The sequence below is a fragment of the Halofilum ochraceum genome (genome assembly GCF_001614315.2).
Classification (GTDB): Bacteria; Pseudomonadota; Gammaproteobacteria; order XJ16; family Halofilaceae; genus Halofilum; species Halofilum ochraceum.
Window position 1 is genome coordinate 1 of record NZ_LVEG02000019.1, and the last position, 17,540, is coordinate 17,540.

General features: G+C 65.4%; 16 protein-coding genes and 1 tRNA gene. All 17 read right to left on the reverse strand.

Annotated elements, in window-relative coordinates:
- Positions 1–306 precede the first annotated feature (306 nt).
- Entirely contained in the window at positions 307–666 is a 360-nt protein-coding gene (locus A0W70_RS14595; protein ID WP_217495452.1) for a Rieske (2Fe-2S) protein, read from the reverse strand.
- Between the two features lie 19 nt (positions 667–685).
- The gene (locus A0W70_RS14600) at positions 686–1,783 is read right to left on the reverse strand and encodes an amidohydrolase family protein (RefSeq protein WP_070989758.1); all 1,098 of its coding nucleotides are present in this window, start codon (positions 1,781–1,783) and stop codon (positions 686–688) included.
- Positions 1,784–2,251: 468 nt separating this feature from the next.
- Positions 2,252–2,344, reverse strand: a tRNA-Ser gene (locus A0W70_RS14605).
- 82 nt (positions 2,345–2,426) lie between these two features.
- On the reverse strand, positions 2,427–2,612 hold the full coding sequence (gene csrA, locus A0W70_RS14610) for a carbon storage regulator CsrA (RefSeq protein WP_070989760.1): 186 nt from the start codon (positions 2,610–2,612) through the stop codon (positions 2,427–2,429).
- Between the two features lie 139 nt (positions 2,613–2,751).
- Complete coding sequence (locus A0W70_RS14615) at positions 2,752–3,996, reverse strand: aspartate kinase (protein WP_070989762.1); 1,245 nt, start codon at positions 3,994–3,996, stop codon at positions 2,752–2,754.
- Positions 3,997–4,070: 74 nt separating this feature from the next.
- On the reverse strand, positions 4,071–6,731 hold the full coding sequence (gene alaS / locus A0W70_RS14620; RefSeq protein WP_070989924.1) for an alanine--tRNA ligase: 2,661 nt from the start codon (positions 6,729–6,731) through the stop codon (positions 4,071–4,073).
- A 60-nt stretch (positions 6,732–6,791) separates the two neighbouring features.
- Positions 6,792–7,268 (reverse strand): RecX family transcriptional regulator, encoded by a 477-nt coding sequence (locus tag A0W70_RS14625; protein ID WP_083331046.1) that lies wholly within the window; start codon positions 7,266–7,268, stop codon positions 6,792–6,794.
- The gene (gene recA, locus A0W70_RS14630) at positions 7,246–8,295 is read right to left on the reverse strand and encodes a recombinase RecA (protein ID WP_070989766.1); all 1,050 of its coding nucleotides are present in this window, start codon (positions 8,293–8,295) and stop codon (positions 7,246–7,248) included. Before recA ends, A0W70_RS14625 begins: the two co-directional genes overlap by 23 nt.
- A 533-nt stretch (positions 8,296–8,828) precedes the next feature.
- The gene (purF, locus tag A0W70_RS14635; RefSeq protein WP_070989768.1) at positions 8,829–10,337 is read right to left on the reverse strand and encodes an amidophosphoribosyltransferase; all 1,509 of its coding nucleotides are present in this window, start codon (positions 10,335–10,337) and stop codon (positions 8,829–8,831) included.
- Between the two features lie 122 nt (positions 10,338–10,459).
- Positions 10,460–10,954 carry a CvpA family protein gene (locus A0W70_RS14640; RefSeq protein ID WP_070989770.1) on the reverse strand — a complete coding sequence of 165 codons (495 nt, stop codon included), beginning with the start codon at positions 10,952–10,954 and terminating at the stop codon, positions 10,460–10,462.
- Between the two features lie 44 nt (positions 10,955–10,998).
- Complete coding sequence (locus tag A0W70_RS14645) at positions 10,999–11,652, reverse strand: SPOR domain-containing protein (RefSeq protein WP_070989772.1); 654 nt, start codon at positions 11,650–11,652, stop codon at positions 10,999–11,001.
- A 52-nt stretch (positions 11,653–11,704) separates the two neighbouring features.
- The gene (gene folC, locus A0W70_RS14650) at positions 11,705–12,967 is read right to left on the reverse strand and encodes a bifunctional tetrahydrofolate synthase/dihydrofolate synthase (RefSeq protein WP_070989774.1); all 1,263 of its coding nucleotides are present in this window, start codon (positions 12,965–12,967) and stop codon (positions 11,705–11,707) included.
- 11 nt (positions 12,968–12,978) lie between these two features.
- Complete coding sequence (gene accD / locus A0W70_RS14655; protein WP_070989776.1) at positions 12,979–13,878, reverse strand: acetyl-CoA carboxylase, carboxyltransferase subunit beta; 900 nt, start codon at positions 13,876–13,878, stop codon at positions 12,979–12,981.
- A gap of 64 nt (positions 13,879–13,942) precedes the next feature.
- Positions 13,943–14,752 (reverse strand): tryptophan synthase subunit alpha, encoded by an 810-nt coding sequence (trpA, locus tag A0W70_RS14660; protein ID WP_070989778.1) that lies wholly within the window; start codon positions 14,750–14,752, stop codon positions 13,943–13,945.
- Positions 14,749–15,969 (reverse strand): tryptophan synthase subunit beta, encoded by a 1,221-nt coding sequence (gene trpB / locus A0W70_RS14665; RefSeq protein WP_070989780.1) that lies wholly within the window; start codon positions 15,967–15,969, stop codon positions 14,749–14,751. Before trpB ends, trpA begins: the two co-directional genes overlap by 4 nt.
- A complete protein-coding gene (locus A0W70_RS14670; RefSeq protein WP_070989782.1) occupies positions 15,947–16,582 on the reverse strand; it encodes a phosphoribosylanthranilate isomerase in 636 nt (211 codons plus the stop codon). Before A0W70_RS14670 ends, trpB begins: the two co-directional genes overlap by 23 nt.
- A gap of 70 nt (positions 16,583–16,652) precedes the next feature.
- Positions 16,653–17,441 carry a tRNA pseudouridine(38-40) synthase TruA gene (gene truA / locus A0W70_RS14675; RefSeq protein WP_070989785.1) on the reverse strand — a complete coding sequence of 263 codons (789 nt, stop codon included), beginning with the start codon at positions 17,439–17,441 and terminating at the stop codon, positions 16,653–16,655.
- Positions 17,442–17,540: the final 99 nt, after the last annotated feature.

Sequence of the window (17,540 nt, forward strand, 5' to 3'; positions counted from 1 at the left end):
TCGAAGTGAACCTCGCGGAGGGTGCCGGCGCAACGGTACCCTCCGTCATGGTTCCCGGATCTTCGTAACCGCAAACCGTCGGCGGCTATGCGCCAAACGGCGATCATCGTTGCGCACCCGGGCCGATTGAATCGCGAGCAAGCTCGCTCCTACAACTCCTCCGGCACGCCACCAGGGCCCGTCTGGCGGTGTAGGAGCGAGCTTGCTCGCGATCGCTTGATGGTGCCGTGGGACTCAATCACGGCACCGCCTCCGCTCCGCAACAAAACCGCCCCCCCCGTCATCGACGAGATCCGCCGGAACGGATCACATGTGGACGTAGAGGTCGTTCCCGTGGACGGAGACCTCGAAAGTCTTCGCCTTCATCTTCGGATCGGCCAACGCCTCGCCCGTACGGATATCGAACTCCCAGCCGTGCCACGCACAGCGGACCAGTTCGTTGCGACGCCCGTACTCGATACCGAAATCGCCGCCGTTCACGGCGGTCCCGCACTGCGGTCCTTCACAGAGCTGCCCGCCGCGGTGCGGGCAGATGTTCAGCATCGCGTGGTACTCGCCGTCGCCGATCTCGAAGATGCCGATCGGCATGTTGTTGATCCGGACAATCTTCTGCTGCCCGGGTGCGACATCGCTCGCCTTGCAGGCGTGAATACCCTGTCCATTCATCATCGATCTCCCCGCGGTCTCAGGCGGTTTCCACGGCGGCCGTCGTGTTGACGCCGGCGTTCTGAAGGCGCCGATACACCTGCATGGCGTTGTTGCCCAGAACGTCGCCCCGCCACTCCGGCGGGATGTGCAGCTTCTGCACATCGTCGTAATCCCAGTGCGGGTAGTCGGACGCGAACATCAGCGTCTCGCGGCCGTACATCGCATCGAGGATGCTCCACAGGTGCTCGACACCGGTCTCCGGCTGTTCCAGCGGCTGGGTCGTGAAGCGGATGTTGCGGCGGAAGTACTCGCTCGGGAGCATCTTCAGCCACGGCGTTTCCTTGCGCAGTGCCTTGTAGTCGGCGTCGAGCCGCCACAGGATCGGCGCCGCCCAGGCCACGCCACACTCGATCACGATGAAGTACAGCTCCGGCCACTTCTCGAACACGCCCTCGGCGATCATGCTGGCGACATGCGTCTGCGCCGACTGGCCGAGCAACGCGTGCGTCTCCCAGAAGTAGCGTGTAGGGCCGGCCGCGATCGGGTTGGTGTTGATGCCGCCCTGCCCGCCGAGATGGATCGCGAACGGCAGGCCAACCTCGGCACAGGCCTCGAAGATCGGGTGGTAGAACGGATTGCCGTAGGGGCGCTCCGTACCGTGCGAGGCGAGCACCTGCACCATGTCGCTGCGGTGGCCCAGCCGACGGATTTCCTGCGCCGCGAGGTCCGGGGCCTGCGGGGCGATCATGATCGAGCCCTTGAGCCGGCTGTCACGGGACAGCCACTCATCGATAAGCCAGTCGTTGTACGCCTTGACGAGCGCATGGGCATAAAACGGGTTCGCGATCGTGGACGCTTCCATCGCCTCGTCACCGGTCATGATGGCGTAGTCGATGTTGTACGCATCGAGATGCTTCTCTTTCATGATCCGGTACTGCTCGTCCTGGGTTTCCGGATTGATGTCCATCCGCTTGAACCCTTCCGGATGCAGCCACGGCCGGTTCGCATTCGGGAACGAACCGCGTGGGCCCGGCTGCTCGCCGCGCGTGAAATAGTCGCGGTGGTACTCGTCGAGGTACGGCAGCAGTACTTCCGCCGAACTCCAGTAGTTGTGGCAATCGCAGTCGACGATCACGGTTGATTCCTCCCGATTCGTGGGGTGTCCGGCGCGTCGCGGCCCCGGATGTGCGGGCTCGTCCCTTTGCGGGACTGTTCGCAGGTTAGGCGTGTGAGGTAGATCGGACAAACGAATGTGATGGCGTTATTGATCGGATTTTGCGATTGGGAGAAGAAACCGGGAAAGGCGGTCCATATAGGGGTCGGGGCCGGCAGTATCTGCCGACGTAGCCCGGATGGAGTGGAACGGAATCCGGGGAGTACGGGGAAAGGCGACAGCGGAGTTCTGGGCCGTGGGTCACGGAGGGATCGGTGTGGCGAGGGATTGATGGCGGCCTTCCATGGCCGCCACCCCTTCGGGGCGCCTCCCGTTGGTCGGCGTCCAAATCGGCTTTCCTGCCGATTTGTCGAACCGGGAGGGTTCGGCCCACCTCTCTCTCCGCCATGCATAAAAAAAGCCCCGCGATTGCGGGGCTTTTTTTATGCATGGCGGAGAGAGAGGGATTCGAACCCTCGAAGGGGCTATCAACCCCTTACTCCCTTAGCAGGGGAGCGCCTTCGACCACTCGGCCATCTCTCCGTTCTATCCGCTCGCGATCCGCTGAGCGGATCGGGAGCTTACAGACTATAGGGGCCCTCGGGCAACCGGGTGGCCCCTGGGATCATTCTCCGGGTACGGGATCCTGCTCGTTCTTGATGCGCTCGTAAATCTCTTCGCGATGTACGGCCACATCTTTCGGGGCATTCACTCCCAGTCGGACCTGGTTTCCCTTGACCCCCAGCACGGTCACGGACACTTCGTCCCCGACCATAAGGGTCTCGCCTACGCGGCGCGTAAGGATCAGCATGATTTCATACTCCTGTCAGTCTTCACCTCGAATCGGCAGGGACCCGACCTCCCAATCGGCCCCCATTCCGTTGCCCGCGCCGCCCCCTCTTCACGGGGGACTGATTGTTGTTCTCTGGCGCCAGGTAGCCCACCAGTGGCTAATTCAATTCTCCCACGGCCTTCGGCGGAGCGTCCAGCCCGAAAGCGGCATGCAGCGCCCGCACCCCAAGCTCCAGGTACTTCTCGTCAACCACGACCGAGATCTTGATCTCCGACGTCGAGATCATGTGGATATTGATCCCTTCATTCCCCAGCGCCTCGAACATCCGGGTCGCGATACCGGCATGGGAGCGCATCCCCACGCCCACGAGCGAGATCTTGACGATACTCTCGTCCCCGTCGACCCGTTCCGCCCCGATTTCCTCGGTGATGCCCCGGACCAGCTCCAGTGCCTGCTGGTAGTCGTTCCGGTGCACCGTGAACGTGAAGTTGGCGGTGCCGCCATCCGAGGCCACGTTCTGCAGGATCATGTCCACTTCGATATTGGCATCGGAGACCGCGCCGATGATCCGGCGGGCGATACCCGGCTGGTCCGGCGCGCCCGCGACGCGAATCTGCGCCTCGTCACGGTTGAAGGCGATGCCGGAAATGACGGCGTCTTCCATTTCGGGCTCCTCATAGGTAATCAGGGTGCCGGCGTTCTCCTGGAAGCTGGAGAGGACGCGCAGCGGCACATTGTACTTGCCGGCGAATTCGACCGAGCGGATCTGCAGCACCTTCGCGCCGAGACTCGCGAGCTCGAGCATCTCCTCGAACGTGATCCGATCGAGACGGCGAGCCCGGGGTTCGATCCGCGGGTCGGTCGTATAGATGCCGTCGACATCCGTGAAGATCTGGCACTCGTCGGCCTTGAGGGCGGCCGCCAGGGCGACCGCCGAGGTATCCGAACCGCCACGCCCGAGCGTGGTGATATTGCCGGCGGCATCGACGCCCTGGAATCCGGCCACGACCACCACGCGCCCGGCCGCGAGGTCGGAATCGATGCGTTCGCGGCCCACGTTCTTGATCCGCGCCTTGTTGTGCGTCTCGTCGGTCTGCACCGCCACCTGCCCGCCCGTATACGAGCGGGCCGGACAGCCGCGTTTCTCCAGGGCCATCGCGAGCAGGGCAATCGTGACCTGTTCCCCGGTCGACATCAGCACATCGAGTTCACGCGGCGTCGGCTTCGGCATCACCTGTTTCGCGAGATCGATCAGGCGATTCGTCTCACCGCTCATGGCGGAGACGACCACGACCACATCATCCCCCTGGTCACGCGACGCCTTCACCAGGTCGGCTACATGCTCGATCCGTTCGATGGTGCCGACGGACGTACCGCCAAATTTCTTTACATACAGGCTCATACCGCGGCGCGAACTCCCGTTTCAGCGGTTTCTGGGCTATCGAGGATAGATGGTTTTCGAGGCAACGGCGACGGTCAGCCCAGTTGTTCCCGGACCCAGCGGGCGACATCGGCCAGACCGTCGTCCAGTCCGGCGGGGTCATTCCCCCCGGCCTGTGCCATATCCGGACGGCCGCCGCCCTTGCCACCGACGAAGCCGGCGACGTGGTTCACGAGATCACCGGCGCGGATGCGGCCGGTCTCGCCGTTGGTGACACCGGCGACCAGCTGGACCTTGCCGTTCGCCACCGTGCCGAGTACGACGGCTGCGGCGCCCAGCCGCCCCTTCAGCCCATCCACGGTGTCTCGAAGGGTTTTGGAATCGGCGTCATCGAGTCGGGCCGCCAGCACGTGCAGGCCATCGATCTCGACCGCCTGGGCCGCAAGATCGCCGCCCGCCTGACTGGCCAGCCGCGCCTTGGCCTGTTCCAGTTCCTTTTCCAGCCGGCGGCTGCGGTCCGCGACCTGCTCGACCCGCTGCTCGACTTCATCGAGGCCGGCATTGACGGTCTCCGCGATGCGGCGCAGGCGCTCGTCCTGGGACTGCAGCGATTCGATCGCCTTCGCCCCGGTGACCGCCTCGATCCGGCGTACGCCGGCGGCCACGCCGGTCTCGGAGAGAATCCGGCACAGCCCGATGTCCCCGGTCCGATCGACGTGGGTGCCGCCACACAGTTCCAGGGACTCCGGCCCGATCCGCAGGACCCGCACCTGGTCGCCGTATTTTTCCCCGAAAAGCGCCATCGCGCCCTCGGCGACCGCATCTTCCATGCGCATCTCGCGCACCTCGGCCGGGCTGTTGCGGCGAATCTCGGCGTTGACGAAACGCTCGATCTCGGCGAGCTGGGCACGCGTAACCGGCTCGAAGTGCGAGAAATCGAAGCGCAGATAATCGGGATGGACCAGCGAGCCCTTCTGCTGAACATGCGTACCAAGCACGTGGCGCAGCGCTGCGTGCAGCAGATGGGTCGCCGAGTGATTGCGCCGCGTATCATTGCGCCGGTCGGCGTCGATGCCGGCCTGCACGGGCGTACCAATGGCGACTCGACCGGCAAGTACACGGCCGATGTGGGCACTGGCCTGCCCTTTCCTGCGGGTGTCCTCCACTTCGAACACCGTATCGCCTGCAGTAAGCCGGCCGCGATCACCGACCTGCCCACCCGCCTCGGCATAGAAAGGCGTGTTGTCCAGGAACACCATGCCGGCCTCGCCGGCCTCCAGCGCCTCGACTGCCTCGTTGTCGCGGTAGAGTGCGATGACCCGCCCTTCGTCCGCGTCGCGCTCGTAACCACTGAACGTGCTGTCCATGTTGACCTGGACATCCGACGACAGATCCGCGCCAAAACGACTCGCCGCGCGGGAGCGACGCTGCTGTTCTTCCATGCAGCGGTTGAAGCCGTCGCGGTCGACCCGCAAACCGTGCTCGCGTGCGATATCGGCGGTCAGATCCCAGGGGAAACCATAGGTGTCGTACAGACCGAACGCGACGTCCCCGGGTATGGTGGAGGCCGGATCCAGGGGCGTGTTTTCGTCGTCTTCGTCCGGCGGGGTCTCGCGATAATCTGCACGCGGCGTCAGGCCGGACATGGCATCGTCGAGCAGTTTCATGCCCTGCGAGAGCGTTTCCTGGAAACGACGCTCTTCCTTGAGCAGCATCCGCTCGACCAGTTCCCGCTTCTCGACCAGTTCGGGGAACGCGTCGCCCATCTCGTGGATCAACGGTTCCACAAGGCGATGAAAGAACGGCTCGCGCAGCCCCAGCTGGTAACCGTGGCGCGCGGCCCGGCGGATGATCCGGCGCAGCACGTAGCCGCGCCCCTCGTTCGACGGCAGAACGCCATCGACGATCAGGAACGCGCAGGACCGGATATGATCGGCGATCACCCGCAGCGAGGCGTTGTCGCGCTCCCCCGTCTGGGCCAGATCGGCGACCGCATCCAGCAGACGCCGGAACAGATCGATCTCGTAGTTGTCATGCACGCCCTGCATGACCGCGGCGATCCTCTCCAAACCCATGCCGGTATCGACACAGGGCGCGGGCAACGGGTTCATCGTCCCGTCCGCGTCCCGGTCGTACTGCATGAAGACGAGGTTCCAGATCTCGACGTAACGATCCCCGTCCTCTTCCGGCGTGCCCGGGGGACCGCCCTCAATGCCGGGGCCGTGGTCGTAGAAGATCTCGCTGCACGGGCCGCAGGGGCCGGTATCGCCCATCTGCCAGAAGTTGTCACTCCCCGAAATCCGGGCAAAGCGCTCTTCCGGAATCCCGATATGGTTCAGCCACAGATCGGCGGCTTCATCGTCGTCGACGTAGACCGTCACCCACAGACGCTCGGGGGGCAATCCGAACTCTTTGGTCAGCAGCCCCCAGGCATATTCGATCGCTTCCTTCTTGAAATAGTCGCCGAAACTGAAGTTGCCGAGCATTTCAAAGAAGGTGTGATGCCGCGCGGTGTAGCCGACATTCTCGAGATCGTTGTGCTTGCCGCCGGCGCGCACGCAGCGCTGGCTGGTGACCGCCCGCTTGTAGTCGCGTTCCTCCTTGCCGAGGAATACGTCCTTGAACTGCACCATACCGGCGTTGGTGAACAGCAGTGTCGGGTCGTTCGCGGGCACGAGCGATGCGGACGGCACGATGCGATGACCACGCTGTTCAAAGTACTCATGGAACCGTCGCCGCAGTTCGGCGCTGCCCATCCAGTTCCCGTCGTCACGGATCTCGGCATCTGCCACGTTCATGCCCCCGTCGCGGAATCGTCACTCATCCGCGTTGTCGTAATCGGTAACCCGCCGGACGATACCGGCGGGGAAGCCGCGTCCCTGCAGGAAACGCATCCGTTTTGACAGTTCAGCTCGGGTCGCCGGGGCGGAAACGCCAAAGCGCCGCTCCAGCGCCTCACGCGCGAGCGAGGTCCACTCCTCCTCGAAAGGCAGCAGCGCAGCGTCGATGATCTGACGATCGACCCCTCGCTCCCCCAGCGCCGAGCGGAGTTTGAGCGGCCCGTCACCGCGGGCCACCCGCTGCTCGACGAACAGGTTCGCGAACCGCTCGTCGCTCTGCAGCCCCTCGGCGGCGAGCCGCTCGATCTCGGCGTCGATCGCGGCGCGCCCGTAACCGCGCTGTTCGAGTTTCAGCGCCAGCTCGCCGGCCGCGTGCTCGCGCCGCGCAAGCAGTCGAATGGCCGCCTCATGCAGCTCGGGATCGCGCTCGTTATCCCTCTCCGGATCCGGCAGCTTCTGTCTCCTCGGCTTCTTTACCGGGCTTCGCCGGCTTGGTCAGGAGCAGTTCGCGCAGTTTCTGCTCGATCTCCTGCGCTGTGTCCGGGTGCTCTTTCAGATAGTTGCGGACATTCTCCTTGCCCTGCCCGATGCGCGTACCATTGTAGCTGTACCAGGCACCCGATTTGTCGACGATCGAGTTCTTCACCCCGAGGTCGATCAGTTCGCCCTCGACGGATACCCCCTCGCCATAGAGGATCTCGAACTCGGCCTGGCGGAACGGGGGCGCCATCTTGTTCTTGACGACCTTCACCCGGGTCTCGTTGCCGATCACCTCTTCGCCCTTCTTGATCGAGCCGATCCGGCGGATATCGAGGCGCACGGAGCTGTAGAACTTGAGCGCATTGCCGCCGGTGGTGGTCTCCGGGCTGCCAAACATGACGCCGATCTTCATCCGGATCTGGTTGATGAAGCAGACCATCGTGCCCGAGCGCTGGATATTGGCGGTCAGCTTGCGCAGGGCCTGCGACATCAGGCGGGCGTGCAGGCCGACATGGGAATCCCCCATCTCGCCCTCGATCTCCGCCTTCGGCGTCAGCGCGGCGACCGAGTCGACCACGACCATGTCGATCGCGCCGGAACGCACGAGCATGTCGGCGATCTCGAGTGCCTGATCGCCCGTGTCGGGCTGCGAGACCAGCAGCTCATCGACGTCGACCCCGAGCTTCTCCGCGTAGGTCGGATCGAGTGCGTGCTCGGCGTCGATGAAGGCACAGGTGCCGCCGTCCTTCTGACACTCGGCGATGACCTGGAGCATCATGGTGGTCTTACCGGAAGATTCCGGGCCATAGATTTCCACGACCCGCCCGCGGGGCAGCCCGCCGACTCCCAGCGCCACATCCAGCGACAGGGAGCCCGTGGAGACCACGGATACGTTGCGCACGGCGGAGTCGTCGCCCATGCGCATGACGGCGCCCTTGCCGAACTGCTTCTCGATCTGGCCGAGCGCTGCGTTCAGCGCCTTTTTGCGATCCTGATCCACGCGCAAACCTCCATCAACGTCCGGTCCCGGACCACGCCCGGGGCATCCGCCGGATTATCCCACACCGAGCGCCTCCATCGAACCCCGCATCGCCCATCGTTCCCGAGCGTGCGGGCCTCGGATCGGGGCTGAAAAGAACCGCGAATGAACTGGCCGGATAAGAACCACGAATGAACACGAATGGACACGAATAGGTCCTGGGGCTTCGAGCGGCTTCTGGAGCTTCGCTGTTGGACCTCGGGCGCTTCAACCGGATACTGAAGAACCACAGATAAACACATATGAACACAGATAAAACCGGGTCTGTGGAAGCGGGTACGGCGGGGTGATCGCTCCGATGGTCGAGTCGCCCGGACGGCGATCATTTTTGTCTTTATCCGTGTCTATCTGTGTTCATCCGTGGTTCCGCCTTTCCCGCACCGGGTGGCAACAAGGCGTCAGCGAAGCTCCTCAAGCGTGTGGCTGCCCCGGGACCCATTCGTGTCCATTCGTGTTCATTCGTGGTTCTTCCATGGCCAGCCCCGGCGGCCTGCCTAGCCGATCCCTACGTCCTCGAGTTCTTCGCCGTCGGCGGCGTCGGAGCGGGCGCCTTCGCCGCGGAGGAGTTCGAGCTGGCGGAGGTACTGGGGATTGACGTCGCCGGTGAGGTACTCGCCGGTGAAGCAGCAGCCCTCGAATTGCGTGAGCGAGGTGTTGCCGGCGCGCACGGCCTCGATCAGGTCCTCGATCGACTGGTAGATGATCCAGTCCGCCCCGATCTCGGTGCCGATCTCTTCCTCGGTGCGCTCGTGGCCGATCAGCTCGTCGGCGGCCGGCATGTCGATGCCGTAGACGTTGGGGTACCGCACGGGCGGGGCCGCCGAGGCCATGTAGACGCGCTTGGCGCCGGCATCGCGTGCCATCTGGATAATCTCGTGCGAGGTGGTGCCGCGCACGATCGAGTCGTCGACCAGCAGCACGTTCTTGCCCCGGAACTCCAGCTCGATCGCGTTCAGTTTCTGCCGCACCGATTTCCGGCGCTGTTGCTGGCCGGGCATGATGAAGGTGCGGCCGATATAGCGGTTCTTGATGAACCCCTCACGGTATTTCACGTTGAGCCGGTTGGCCATCTCCAGCGCGGCCGTGCGGCTGGTGTCGGGGATCGGGATGATGACGTCGATGTCATGTTCCGCCCACTCGCGCTGGATCTTGTCCGCCAGATGCTCGCCCATGCGCAGGCGCGACTTGTAGACGGACACGTCGTCGATGATCGAATCGGGGCGCGCGAAGTAGACATATTCGAACAGGCATGGGGCCTGGACGGTGTTCTCGGCGCAGACCCGGCTGTGGACGGTACCGTCGGACTCGATGTAGACCGCCTCCCCGGCACGCAGGTCCCGTTCGAGTTCGAAGCCCATTGCATCCAGCGCGACGCTCTCCGAGGCGATCATGTACTCGGGCCCCATGATCGTATCGCGGCGCCCGAGCACCACCGGGCGGATGCCCCAGGGGTCGCGGAACGCAAGGATACCGCGGCCGGCGATCATCGTGATCACCGCATATCCGCCCCGGGTCCGTTCGTGGACGCGCGAGACGGCGGCGAAGACATCGTCGGCCTCGAGCCGGGTCGAGGTCACGCGGTTCTGCAGTTCATGGGCGAAGACGTTGAGCAGGACTTCCGTGTCCGAGGAGGTATTGATGTGGCGCAGATCGGCTTCGAACAGCTGGCGTTTGAGTTCACCGGCGTTCGTGAGGTTGCCGTTATGGGCCATGGCGATGCCGTACGGTGAATTCACGTAGAACGGCTGGGCCTCGGCCGAGGACTGGGTGCCGGCCGTGGGATAGCGGCAGTGGCCGATTCCCATATCGCCCTGCAGGCGCATCATGTGCCGCGTATGGAAGACGTCGCGAACGAGCCCGACGCTCTTGCGCATGAACAGCTTGCCCTCGTGGCAGGTCATGATGCCGGCGGCATCCTGGCCCCGGTGCTGTTGCAGCGTCAGTCCGTCGTAGAGCGACTGATTGACCGGACCGCGACCGACGATTCCGATGATCCCGCACATTGCGTCAACCCCCTGGCGTCGCCGACCGGGCCAATCCCCGTGGGACGACACACAACCTGCAATGAAAAACTTTTCCCGTCAGTCTCCGCGACAGGCAACGCGGAAAGCGGGAATCTATGGACTCACTGTTGCGAAAGCAAGGATTCAGCCATGTCCGCGGGATAATGGGCCCGCATCCACCCTGCAACGGCGTCGAAAGAGGGCCGCAGACGCGATTCCACCCACCAGTTTTCTTCCCGCAGTGCGGTATCGCCCGCCACGAGGACCAGCAGCGCAACGATGGCCACACCGCGGAGCGCGCCGAAAACGACCCCGAGCGCCCGGTCGGTACCGGACAGCCCGGTCTTTTCGACCAGCGTGGAGATGAGGAAATTCGCCAGCCCCCCGACCAGCAGGGTCGCCATGAACAACGCCACCGCCGCCGCGCCCCAGCGCAGCGTCGGGCTCTCGAGCGATTCCGGCATCAGGAGCGCCAGCTTCGCGGCGAAGGCGAGCGCAACCCAGAAGGCGAGCACCCACGTCGCCAGCGAGATCGCTTCCTTGACGAAACCGCGGATGATGCTGATCCCGGCGGAGATCACGAGGATTCCGACGATGATCCAGTCCAGTATGGTCATGAAACGGGCCCAGCACCGCTGGCCGACAGGCGCGGACGCCCCGGCTACTCGGAATATTCCATCAGGAGCGCGTCGCTGCCCCGATGGTCCTCGATTCGTCTCTCCAGTGCTTCACCGGCCTCGCGCTCGCCAACCGGGCCGAGCCAGACCCGCCACAGTGTGCCATTATCGCCCGTGACCTGCTCGACGTTGGCATCGAAACCGTCCTCGCGGAGCCGATCGCGCAACACGATGGCGTTGGTCTCGCGCTGGAAACTCCCGACCTGGACGACCCAACCCGAAGACGGCGCCGGGTCGGCGTCCGCGTTATCCGCGGCATCGGCAGCGGTCGAGCCCTGGTCACTGCCGGACTCCTCCTCCGGGGCCGGCGCGTCGGCGCCCGCCTGCGGCTCCGTCTCGCGCTCGGGCTCGGTATCCACTTGCTCCCCGGCATCCGCGCCGCTGTCCGCCGCGCCGCTGAAATCATCGGTCGCGAGGGTTGCCGTCGTGGCATCGACATCATCGCCGGCACCGCTCTGCGACCCGGATCCGTTCTGCTGCAATCGGGATTCCGGGGCTTCGGGCTGCTCCGGGATGGCGATGTCCTCGTTCAGGCGCTCGCGGGCGCCGGAACCGTCGAGCAGCATCGGGAGGAAGATCACGGCCAGCGCCACCAGGACTACGGCACCGACCAGTCGCTGTTTCAGGCCTGAATCCAAGAGAAAAATGTCCCTGCGCGTGCCACCGCCACCGTTCGCGGTGGGGCGACGATTATAGGAAAAGCCCGCTCACCGGCGCCACAGTGGCGAACGAACCGAGAACGACGATCCGGTCGTCGGGCTCGGCCTCGGCCAGCGCCGCGCGGTACCCCGCGATCGGGTCGATGGCCGTGGTAGCGGTCTGTGCGTTCTCACCATGCAGCAAGCCGGCCAGTTCGTCACCTGGCAACCCACGCGGCAGCGGCAGCCCCACCGGGTACCAGCGATCCACGCGCGGCCCCAGCGCGGCAATGACCTCGCCGATCTCCTTGTCGCGGTACATGCCAAGTACCGCCAGTGTCCGCCCCCGGCGAGGCCGCTCGTCCAGCGCCGCCGCGAGCGTCTTGGCGGCGGCGGGATTGTGGGCGACATCGAGGACAACTTCCACACCGTTTACGTCGTGGCACTCGAATCGGCCCCGAACCGTCGCGGAGCGCACGCCATCCGCGATCACGGTCGTCGCCGGCAACCGGTCGATCGCGGCGAGTGCCGCCAGGGCGAGCGCGGCGTTGTCACGCTGATAGCCACCGGTCAAAGCGGGCGCCGGCAGCATCGGCCGGGTCTGGCCGAAGCCCTGCCATGTCCAGCAGCTCGGGTCCCCCTCGGGCCAGGCATCGAATCCCGCGCCCCGGCAGCACAGCTCGGCGCCGATCTCCCCGGCCCGTGCATGGAGGCCGGCGGGCGGCTCGCGCATGCCACACACGAGCGGGCGCCCCGGGCGCGCGATCCCGGCCTTCTCGCGGGCAATGCCGTCGATATCCGAACCGAGCCATTCCATGTGGTCCCGGGCAATCGAGGCGACCACCGATACATCGGCGTCGATGATATTGGTCGCATCGAGACGTCCACCCAGCCCGACCTCGAGCACGAGGATATCGGCGGCCTGCGCACGGAAGTGCGCGAGCGCAGCGAGGGTGGCGAACTCGAAGTACGTCAGGCTGGTTTCGGCGCGGGCGCGATCGACGGCGTCGAAGGCCTCGCAGAGGACGTCGTCCCCGGCCTCGACACCACCGACCCGGATACGTTCATTGAAGCGGACAAGGTGTGGGGAGGTGTACAAACCGACGCGATACCCATCCGCGGCGAGGATCGACTCGAGCAGGGCGCAAACCGAACCTTTGCCATTGGTGCCGGCCACCGTGATCACCGGTACCCCGGGGCGGTCCAGGCCCATGGCACGGGTGACACGGGCCGTACGATCGAGCCCCGGATCGATCGCTACGGGATGCAGGCCCTCGATCCACTCGAGCCAGCCCGCCAGGCAATCAAAGCGCATGCGATCGGCGGTCAGGCGGGCTCTTCGAGCATCTCGAGCGCGGGATCCGCGGGTTTCGGCGGGCGACCGGTCAGCATCGCGAGCACGCCGCCGAGACGGCTGCGCATCTCGCGACGGTCGACGATCAGATCCACCGCGCCGTGATCGACCAGGAACTCCGCGCGCTGGAAGCCCTCGGGCAGTTTCTCCCGCACGGTCTGCTCGATCACGCGGGGTCCGGCGAAGCCGATCAGCGCACCGGGTTCGGCCACATGCAGATCACCCAGCATAGCGAGACTGGCCGACACGCCGCCCATGGTCGGATCGGTCAGCACCGAGACATAGGGCAACTGGTGGCGGGACAGGCGCGCGAGCGCGGCGCTGGTCTTCGACATCTGGAACAGCGAGAACAGCGCCTCCTGCATGCGCGCGCCGCCGCTCGCGGAAAAACAGATCAGCGGCGCTTCGTTCTCGATCGCCGTGTCGACGGCCCGCACGAACTTCTCGCCGACCACCGAGCCCATCGAACCGCCCATGAAGCCGAATTCGAAGGCGCAGGCGACCACCGGGAGCTCGTCCACGCAGCCTTCCATGACGACGAGTGCGTCCTTTTCGCCGGTCGACCGCTGCGCCTGGGACAGCCGGTCCTTGTACTTCTTGCTGTCCCGGAAGCGCAGGATATCGACCGGCTCCACGCCCGCGCCGATTTCCCGCCTCGGGTCCTTGTCGAGGAACTGGTCGAGTCGAGTGCGGGCATCAATACGCCGGTGATGCGCGCACTTGGGACAGACATCGAGATTCCGCTCGAGCTCGGCGCGATACAGTACGGCCGCGCACTCGCCGCACTTGACCCACAACCCTTCGGGCACGTTGCCCTTGTTGCGCGTCTCGGTGCGGATGCGCGACGGCATCAGACGTCCAAACCAGCTCATCGCTCAATCTCCCTGCAGGAATTCGTCGACCGTCTCGATGCCGCCATCGTACTACACCACCCGATCATGCAACCCGGTCCAGTGCCGCACGCATGGAACCGACCAGCTCACCGACCGACGCGCGCATGGCCTCCGGGTCGTGCCGGTTGTCCGCGATTCGCGACACGATCGCCGAACCGACCACGACGGCGTCGGCAAACGCACCCAGCTTCGCCGCCGATTCCGCATCGCGGATGCCGAATCCCACGCCGACCGGCAGGCCGGTATGCCCGCGGATCGCGGCCACCTTCGCCTCCACCTCTTCGACAGGCATCGCCGCCGCGCCGGTCACGCCCTTGAGGGATACGTAGTAGACGAATCCGCGCGCGGTCGTGCAGATACGCTCCATGCGATCGTCCGCGGTCGTGGGTGCGACCAGGAAAATCGGATCGAGGTCGCGTTCCCGCAGCGCTTCAATGAGATCGCCACCCTCCTCGGGCGGTTCGTCGACCACGAGCACACCATCGACCCCGACCTCGGCGGCCCGGGTGGCGAACGCTTCCACGCCCATGGCCTCGATCGGGTTCCGATACCCCATCAGCACGACCGGGGTCGTGCCGTCGATGGTCCGGAACTCCGCGACCATGTCGAGGACGTCACGCAGCCGGACGTGGTGCTCAAGCGCGCGCTGACAGGCATCCTGGATCACCGGGCCGTCGGCCTGCGGATCCGAGAACGGCACTCCGAGTTCGAGCACATCGGCGCCCGCCTCGACCAGCGCGTGCAGCAGGCCGACGGTCTGCCCCGGATCCGGGTCACCCGCGGTGATATACGGAATCAGCGCCTTGCGGCCACTACCGCGAAGTTCATTGAAGCGCGCCTCGATGCGGCTCATTCCATTGTCTCCCCGCTGAATTTGGCCACCGTCGCCATGTCCTTGTCACCCCGGCCGGAGAGGTTGATCACGATCGTCTGGTCGGAACGCATGGTGGGTGCGAGTTTCTTCGTATACGCCACGGCATGCGCCGTTTCGAGTGCCGGCATAATGCCCTCGATCCGGGTCAGTTCATGGAACGCGGACAGCGCCTCATCGTCATCGATCGTGACGTAATCGACCCGGCCCATATCCTTCAGCCACGCGTGCTCGGGCCCGACCCCCGGATAATCCAGCCCCGCCGAGATCGAGTGCGTGGCCGTGATCTGTCCGCTCTCGTCGCTCATCAGGTACGTCCGGTTGCCGTGCAGCACGCCCGGACGGCCGCCCGCGAGGGGCGCCCCGTGATGGCCGGTTGCAAGCCCTTCGCCTCCGGCCTCGACACCGTACATGCGCACGTCGCTGTCGCAGAGAAACGGGTGGAACAGGCCGATGGCGTTCGATCCACCGCCAACGCAGGCCACGAGGGCATCAGGCAGTTTGCCCTCCTGTTCCTGCATCTGCTCGCGCGTTTCGTTGCCGATCACGCGGTGGAAGTCACGAACCATCGAGGGATACGGGTGCGGGCCGGCCACCGTACCGATGATGTAATACGTACTGTCGACATTGGCGACCCAGTCACGCATCGCTTCGTTCAGCGCATCCTTGAGGGTCTTTGACCCGGAGGTCACCGGCACGACCTCGGCCCCCAGCAGCTTCATCCGGAAGACGTTGGTCTTCTGCCGCTCGACGTCCTCGGCGCCCATGTACACCACGCACTCCATGCCAAGGCGCGCGGCGACCGTGGCGGAGGCGACGCCGTGCTGCCCCGCGCCGGTCTCGGCGATCACGCGCTTTTTGCCCATGTACTTGGCGACCAGCGCCTGCCCGACCGTGTTGTTGATTTTGTGCGCGCCGGTGTGATCCAGGTCCTCGCGCTTGAGGTAGACCTTCGCCCCACCCAGTTGCTGCGACCAGCGTTCGGCGTAATACAGCGGGCTCGGCCGGCCCACGAAATGCTTCAGCGTCCAGTCCAGTTCCCGCTGGAACTCGGGGTCCGAACGCAGATGGTCATAGGCCGCGCGCAGTTCGGCAAGCGGTGCCATCAGGGTTTCGGCGACGAATGTGCCGCCATAAGGGCCAAAGTGCCCGCGCTCGTCGGGCAGGAGCCCGTACTCAGGTTTCGTTGCGGTCGCCACGGCGAACCTCCTCGATGAAACGCTGGATTCGGGCCGCGTCCTTGCGGCCGGGGGATTGTTCAACACCGCTGCTGGCGTCGACCGCATCGGGGCGGACGGCGCGCACGGCGCTGCATACATTGTCGGGATCGAGACCGCCGGCCAGGATCAGGCGATAGTCGCGGTTGCCAGCCAACCGATCCCAGGCGAACGTCTTGCCGGTCCCGCCCGCCTCACCGGGGCGATGGCTGTCGGCCAGCAGCCCGGCGGCATCCGGCCACGCACGCGCCAGATCCGCCGGATCGGCCCCATCCGCCATGCCGACCGCCTTGATGTACGGCCGAGCAAAAAGGCGGCAGAACACCGCATCCTCATGACCATGGAACTGCAGAAGCCCAAGCGGAACCGACGCCAGAACAGACTCTATACGCTCGCGATCGGCGTCCAGAAACAGCCCGGTTGCCGTTACGAACGGCGGCAGCGCCGCGACCACGGCGCGGGCCGTGTCGATATCGACCGCACGCGGGCTGGGCGGATAAAACACCAGCCCGATCGCATCCGCCCCGGCCTCGGCCGCGGCCGCGGCATCGTCGGGTCGCGTTATCCCACAGATCTTGATGCGCGTGTGCGCCATGATTTCGTTCGCGACCCGGGTGCGGATTTACGGCGTAATCGCAGAGTCTCAGTTTAACACGGCGAAGCCGTCAGCCGACCGGCGGAAAGGCCTCCGTGACCCTTGGCACAGGCAGTCCGAAGCCTTCCGGGTATTGCGGTCCGAGGAAATACAACCCTTCGGCTTTGGCGGTCACCCCGGCGCGGCGTCGATCACCTTCGGCCAGGACCTCGCCGACCCATTCGGGGGCCCGCTCACCGCGTCCAACCGCGAGGAGCGTGCCGACGATGATCCGCACCATGTTGTGCAGGAATGCATTGCCGGTCACGTCGATCCGCACCCAGCCCGGCGCTGCGGTGACGGTGATGTCGTCGATGCGCCGCATCGGTGTACGCGACTGACAGTCCGCGGAACGGAATGCGCTGAAATCACGCTCGCCCAGTAGATAGTCCGCGCCGCGCTGCATAGCCGCGGCGTCGAGTGCGGCATGATTCCACCCGGCGCGGTCACGCCAGAGCGCCGGTCGGTCCGGACCCGCGGAGATCAGATAGCGATAGTGGCGACCGATCGCGGCATGGCGAGCGTGGAACTGCCGGGCGACCGGCAGCACGAAGCGTACCGCGACATCACCCGGCAGGTTGCTGTTGGTGCCCATCAGCCATGCCCGATCGGGCCGATCGGCGGCGGTATCGAAATGAACGACCTGACCCGTCGCGTGCACACCGGCGTCCGTGCGCCCGGCGCAGACGACCGTGACGGGCTCGTCGGCAACGCTGGAAAGGGCCCCCTCCAGCGCCCCCTGCACGGTCCGCCCCCGCCGCTGTGACTGCCAGCCACGGAAGCCGGAGCCGTCATACTCGACGACACAGGCAATACGCATCAGCGCGCGTTATGGGCGATGGGGCCCGCCCGCCGGAAACCGTGGCCACGACCACGGTCCGCGTTCGACGGGAACCCGCTCAGGTGGCGTGATTCCACA

What these genes read in the sequence shown, in the direction of transcription:
- A0W70_RS14615 (WP_070989762.1), bottom strand. Translation starts at nt 3,996, where the DNA reads ATGAGCCTGTATGTAAAGAAATTTGGCGGTACGTCCGTCGGCACCATC.
- A0W70_RS14595 (WP_217495452.1), bottom strand. Translation starts at nt 666, where the DNA reads ATGAATGGACAGGGTATTCACGCCTGCAAGGCGAGCGATGTCGCACCC.
- A0W70_RS14640 (WP_070989770.1), bottom strand. Translation starts at nt 10,954, where the DNA reads ATGACCATACTGGACTGGATCATCGTCGGAATCCTCGTGATCTCCGCC.
- folC (WP_070989774.1), bottom strand. Translation starts at nt 12,967, where the DNA reads ATGCGCTTTGATTGCCTGGCGGGCTGGCTCGAGTGGATCGAGGGCCTG.
- trpA (WP_070989778.1), bottom strand. Translation starts at nt 14,752, where the DNA reads ATGAGCCGCATCGAGGCGCGCTTCAATGAACTTCGCGGTAGTGGCCGC.
- purF (WP_070989768.1), bottom strand. Translation starts at nt 10,337, where the DNA reads ATGTGCGGGATCATCGGAATCGTCGGTCGCGGTCCGGTCAATCAGTCG.
- csrA (WP_070989760.1), bottom strand. Translation starts at nt 2,612, where the DNA reads ATGCTGATCCTTACGCGCCGCGTAGGCGAGACCCTTATGGTCGGGGAC.
- A0W70_RS14670 (WP_070989782.1), bottom strand. Translation starts at nt 16,582, where the DNA reads ATGGCGCACACGCGCATCAAGATCTGTGGGATAACGCGACCCGACGAT.
- accD (WP_070989776.1), bottom strand. Translation starts at nt 13,878, where the DNA reads ATGAGCTGGTTTGGACGTCTGATGCCGTCGCGCATCCGCACCGAGACG.
- truA (WP_070989785.1), bottom strand. Translation starts at nt 17,441, where the DNA reads ATGCGTATTGCCTGTGTCGTCGAGTATGACGGCTCCGGCTTCCGTGGC.
- alaS (WP_070989924.1), bottom strand. Translation starts at nt 6,731, where the DNA reads ATGGGCAGCGCCGAACTGCGGCGACGGTTCCATGAGTACTTTGAACAG.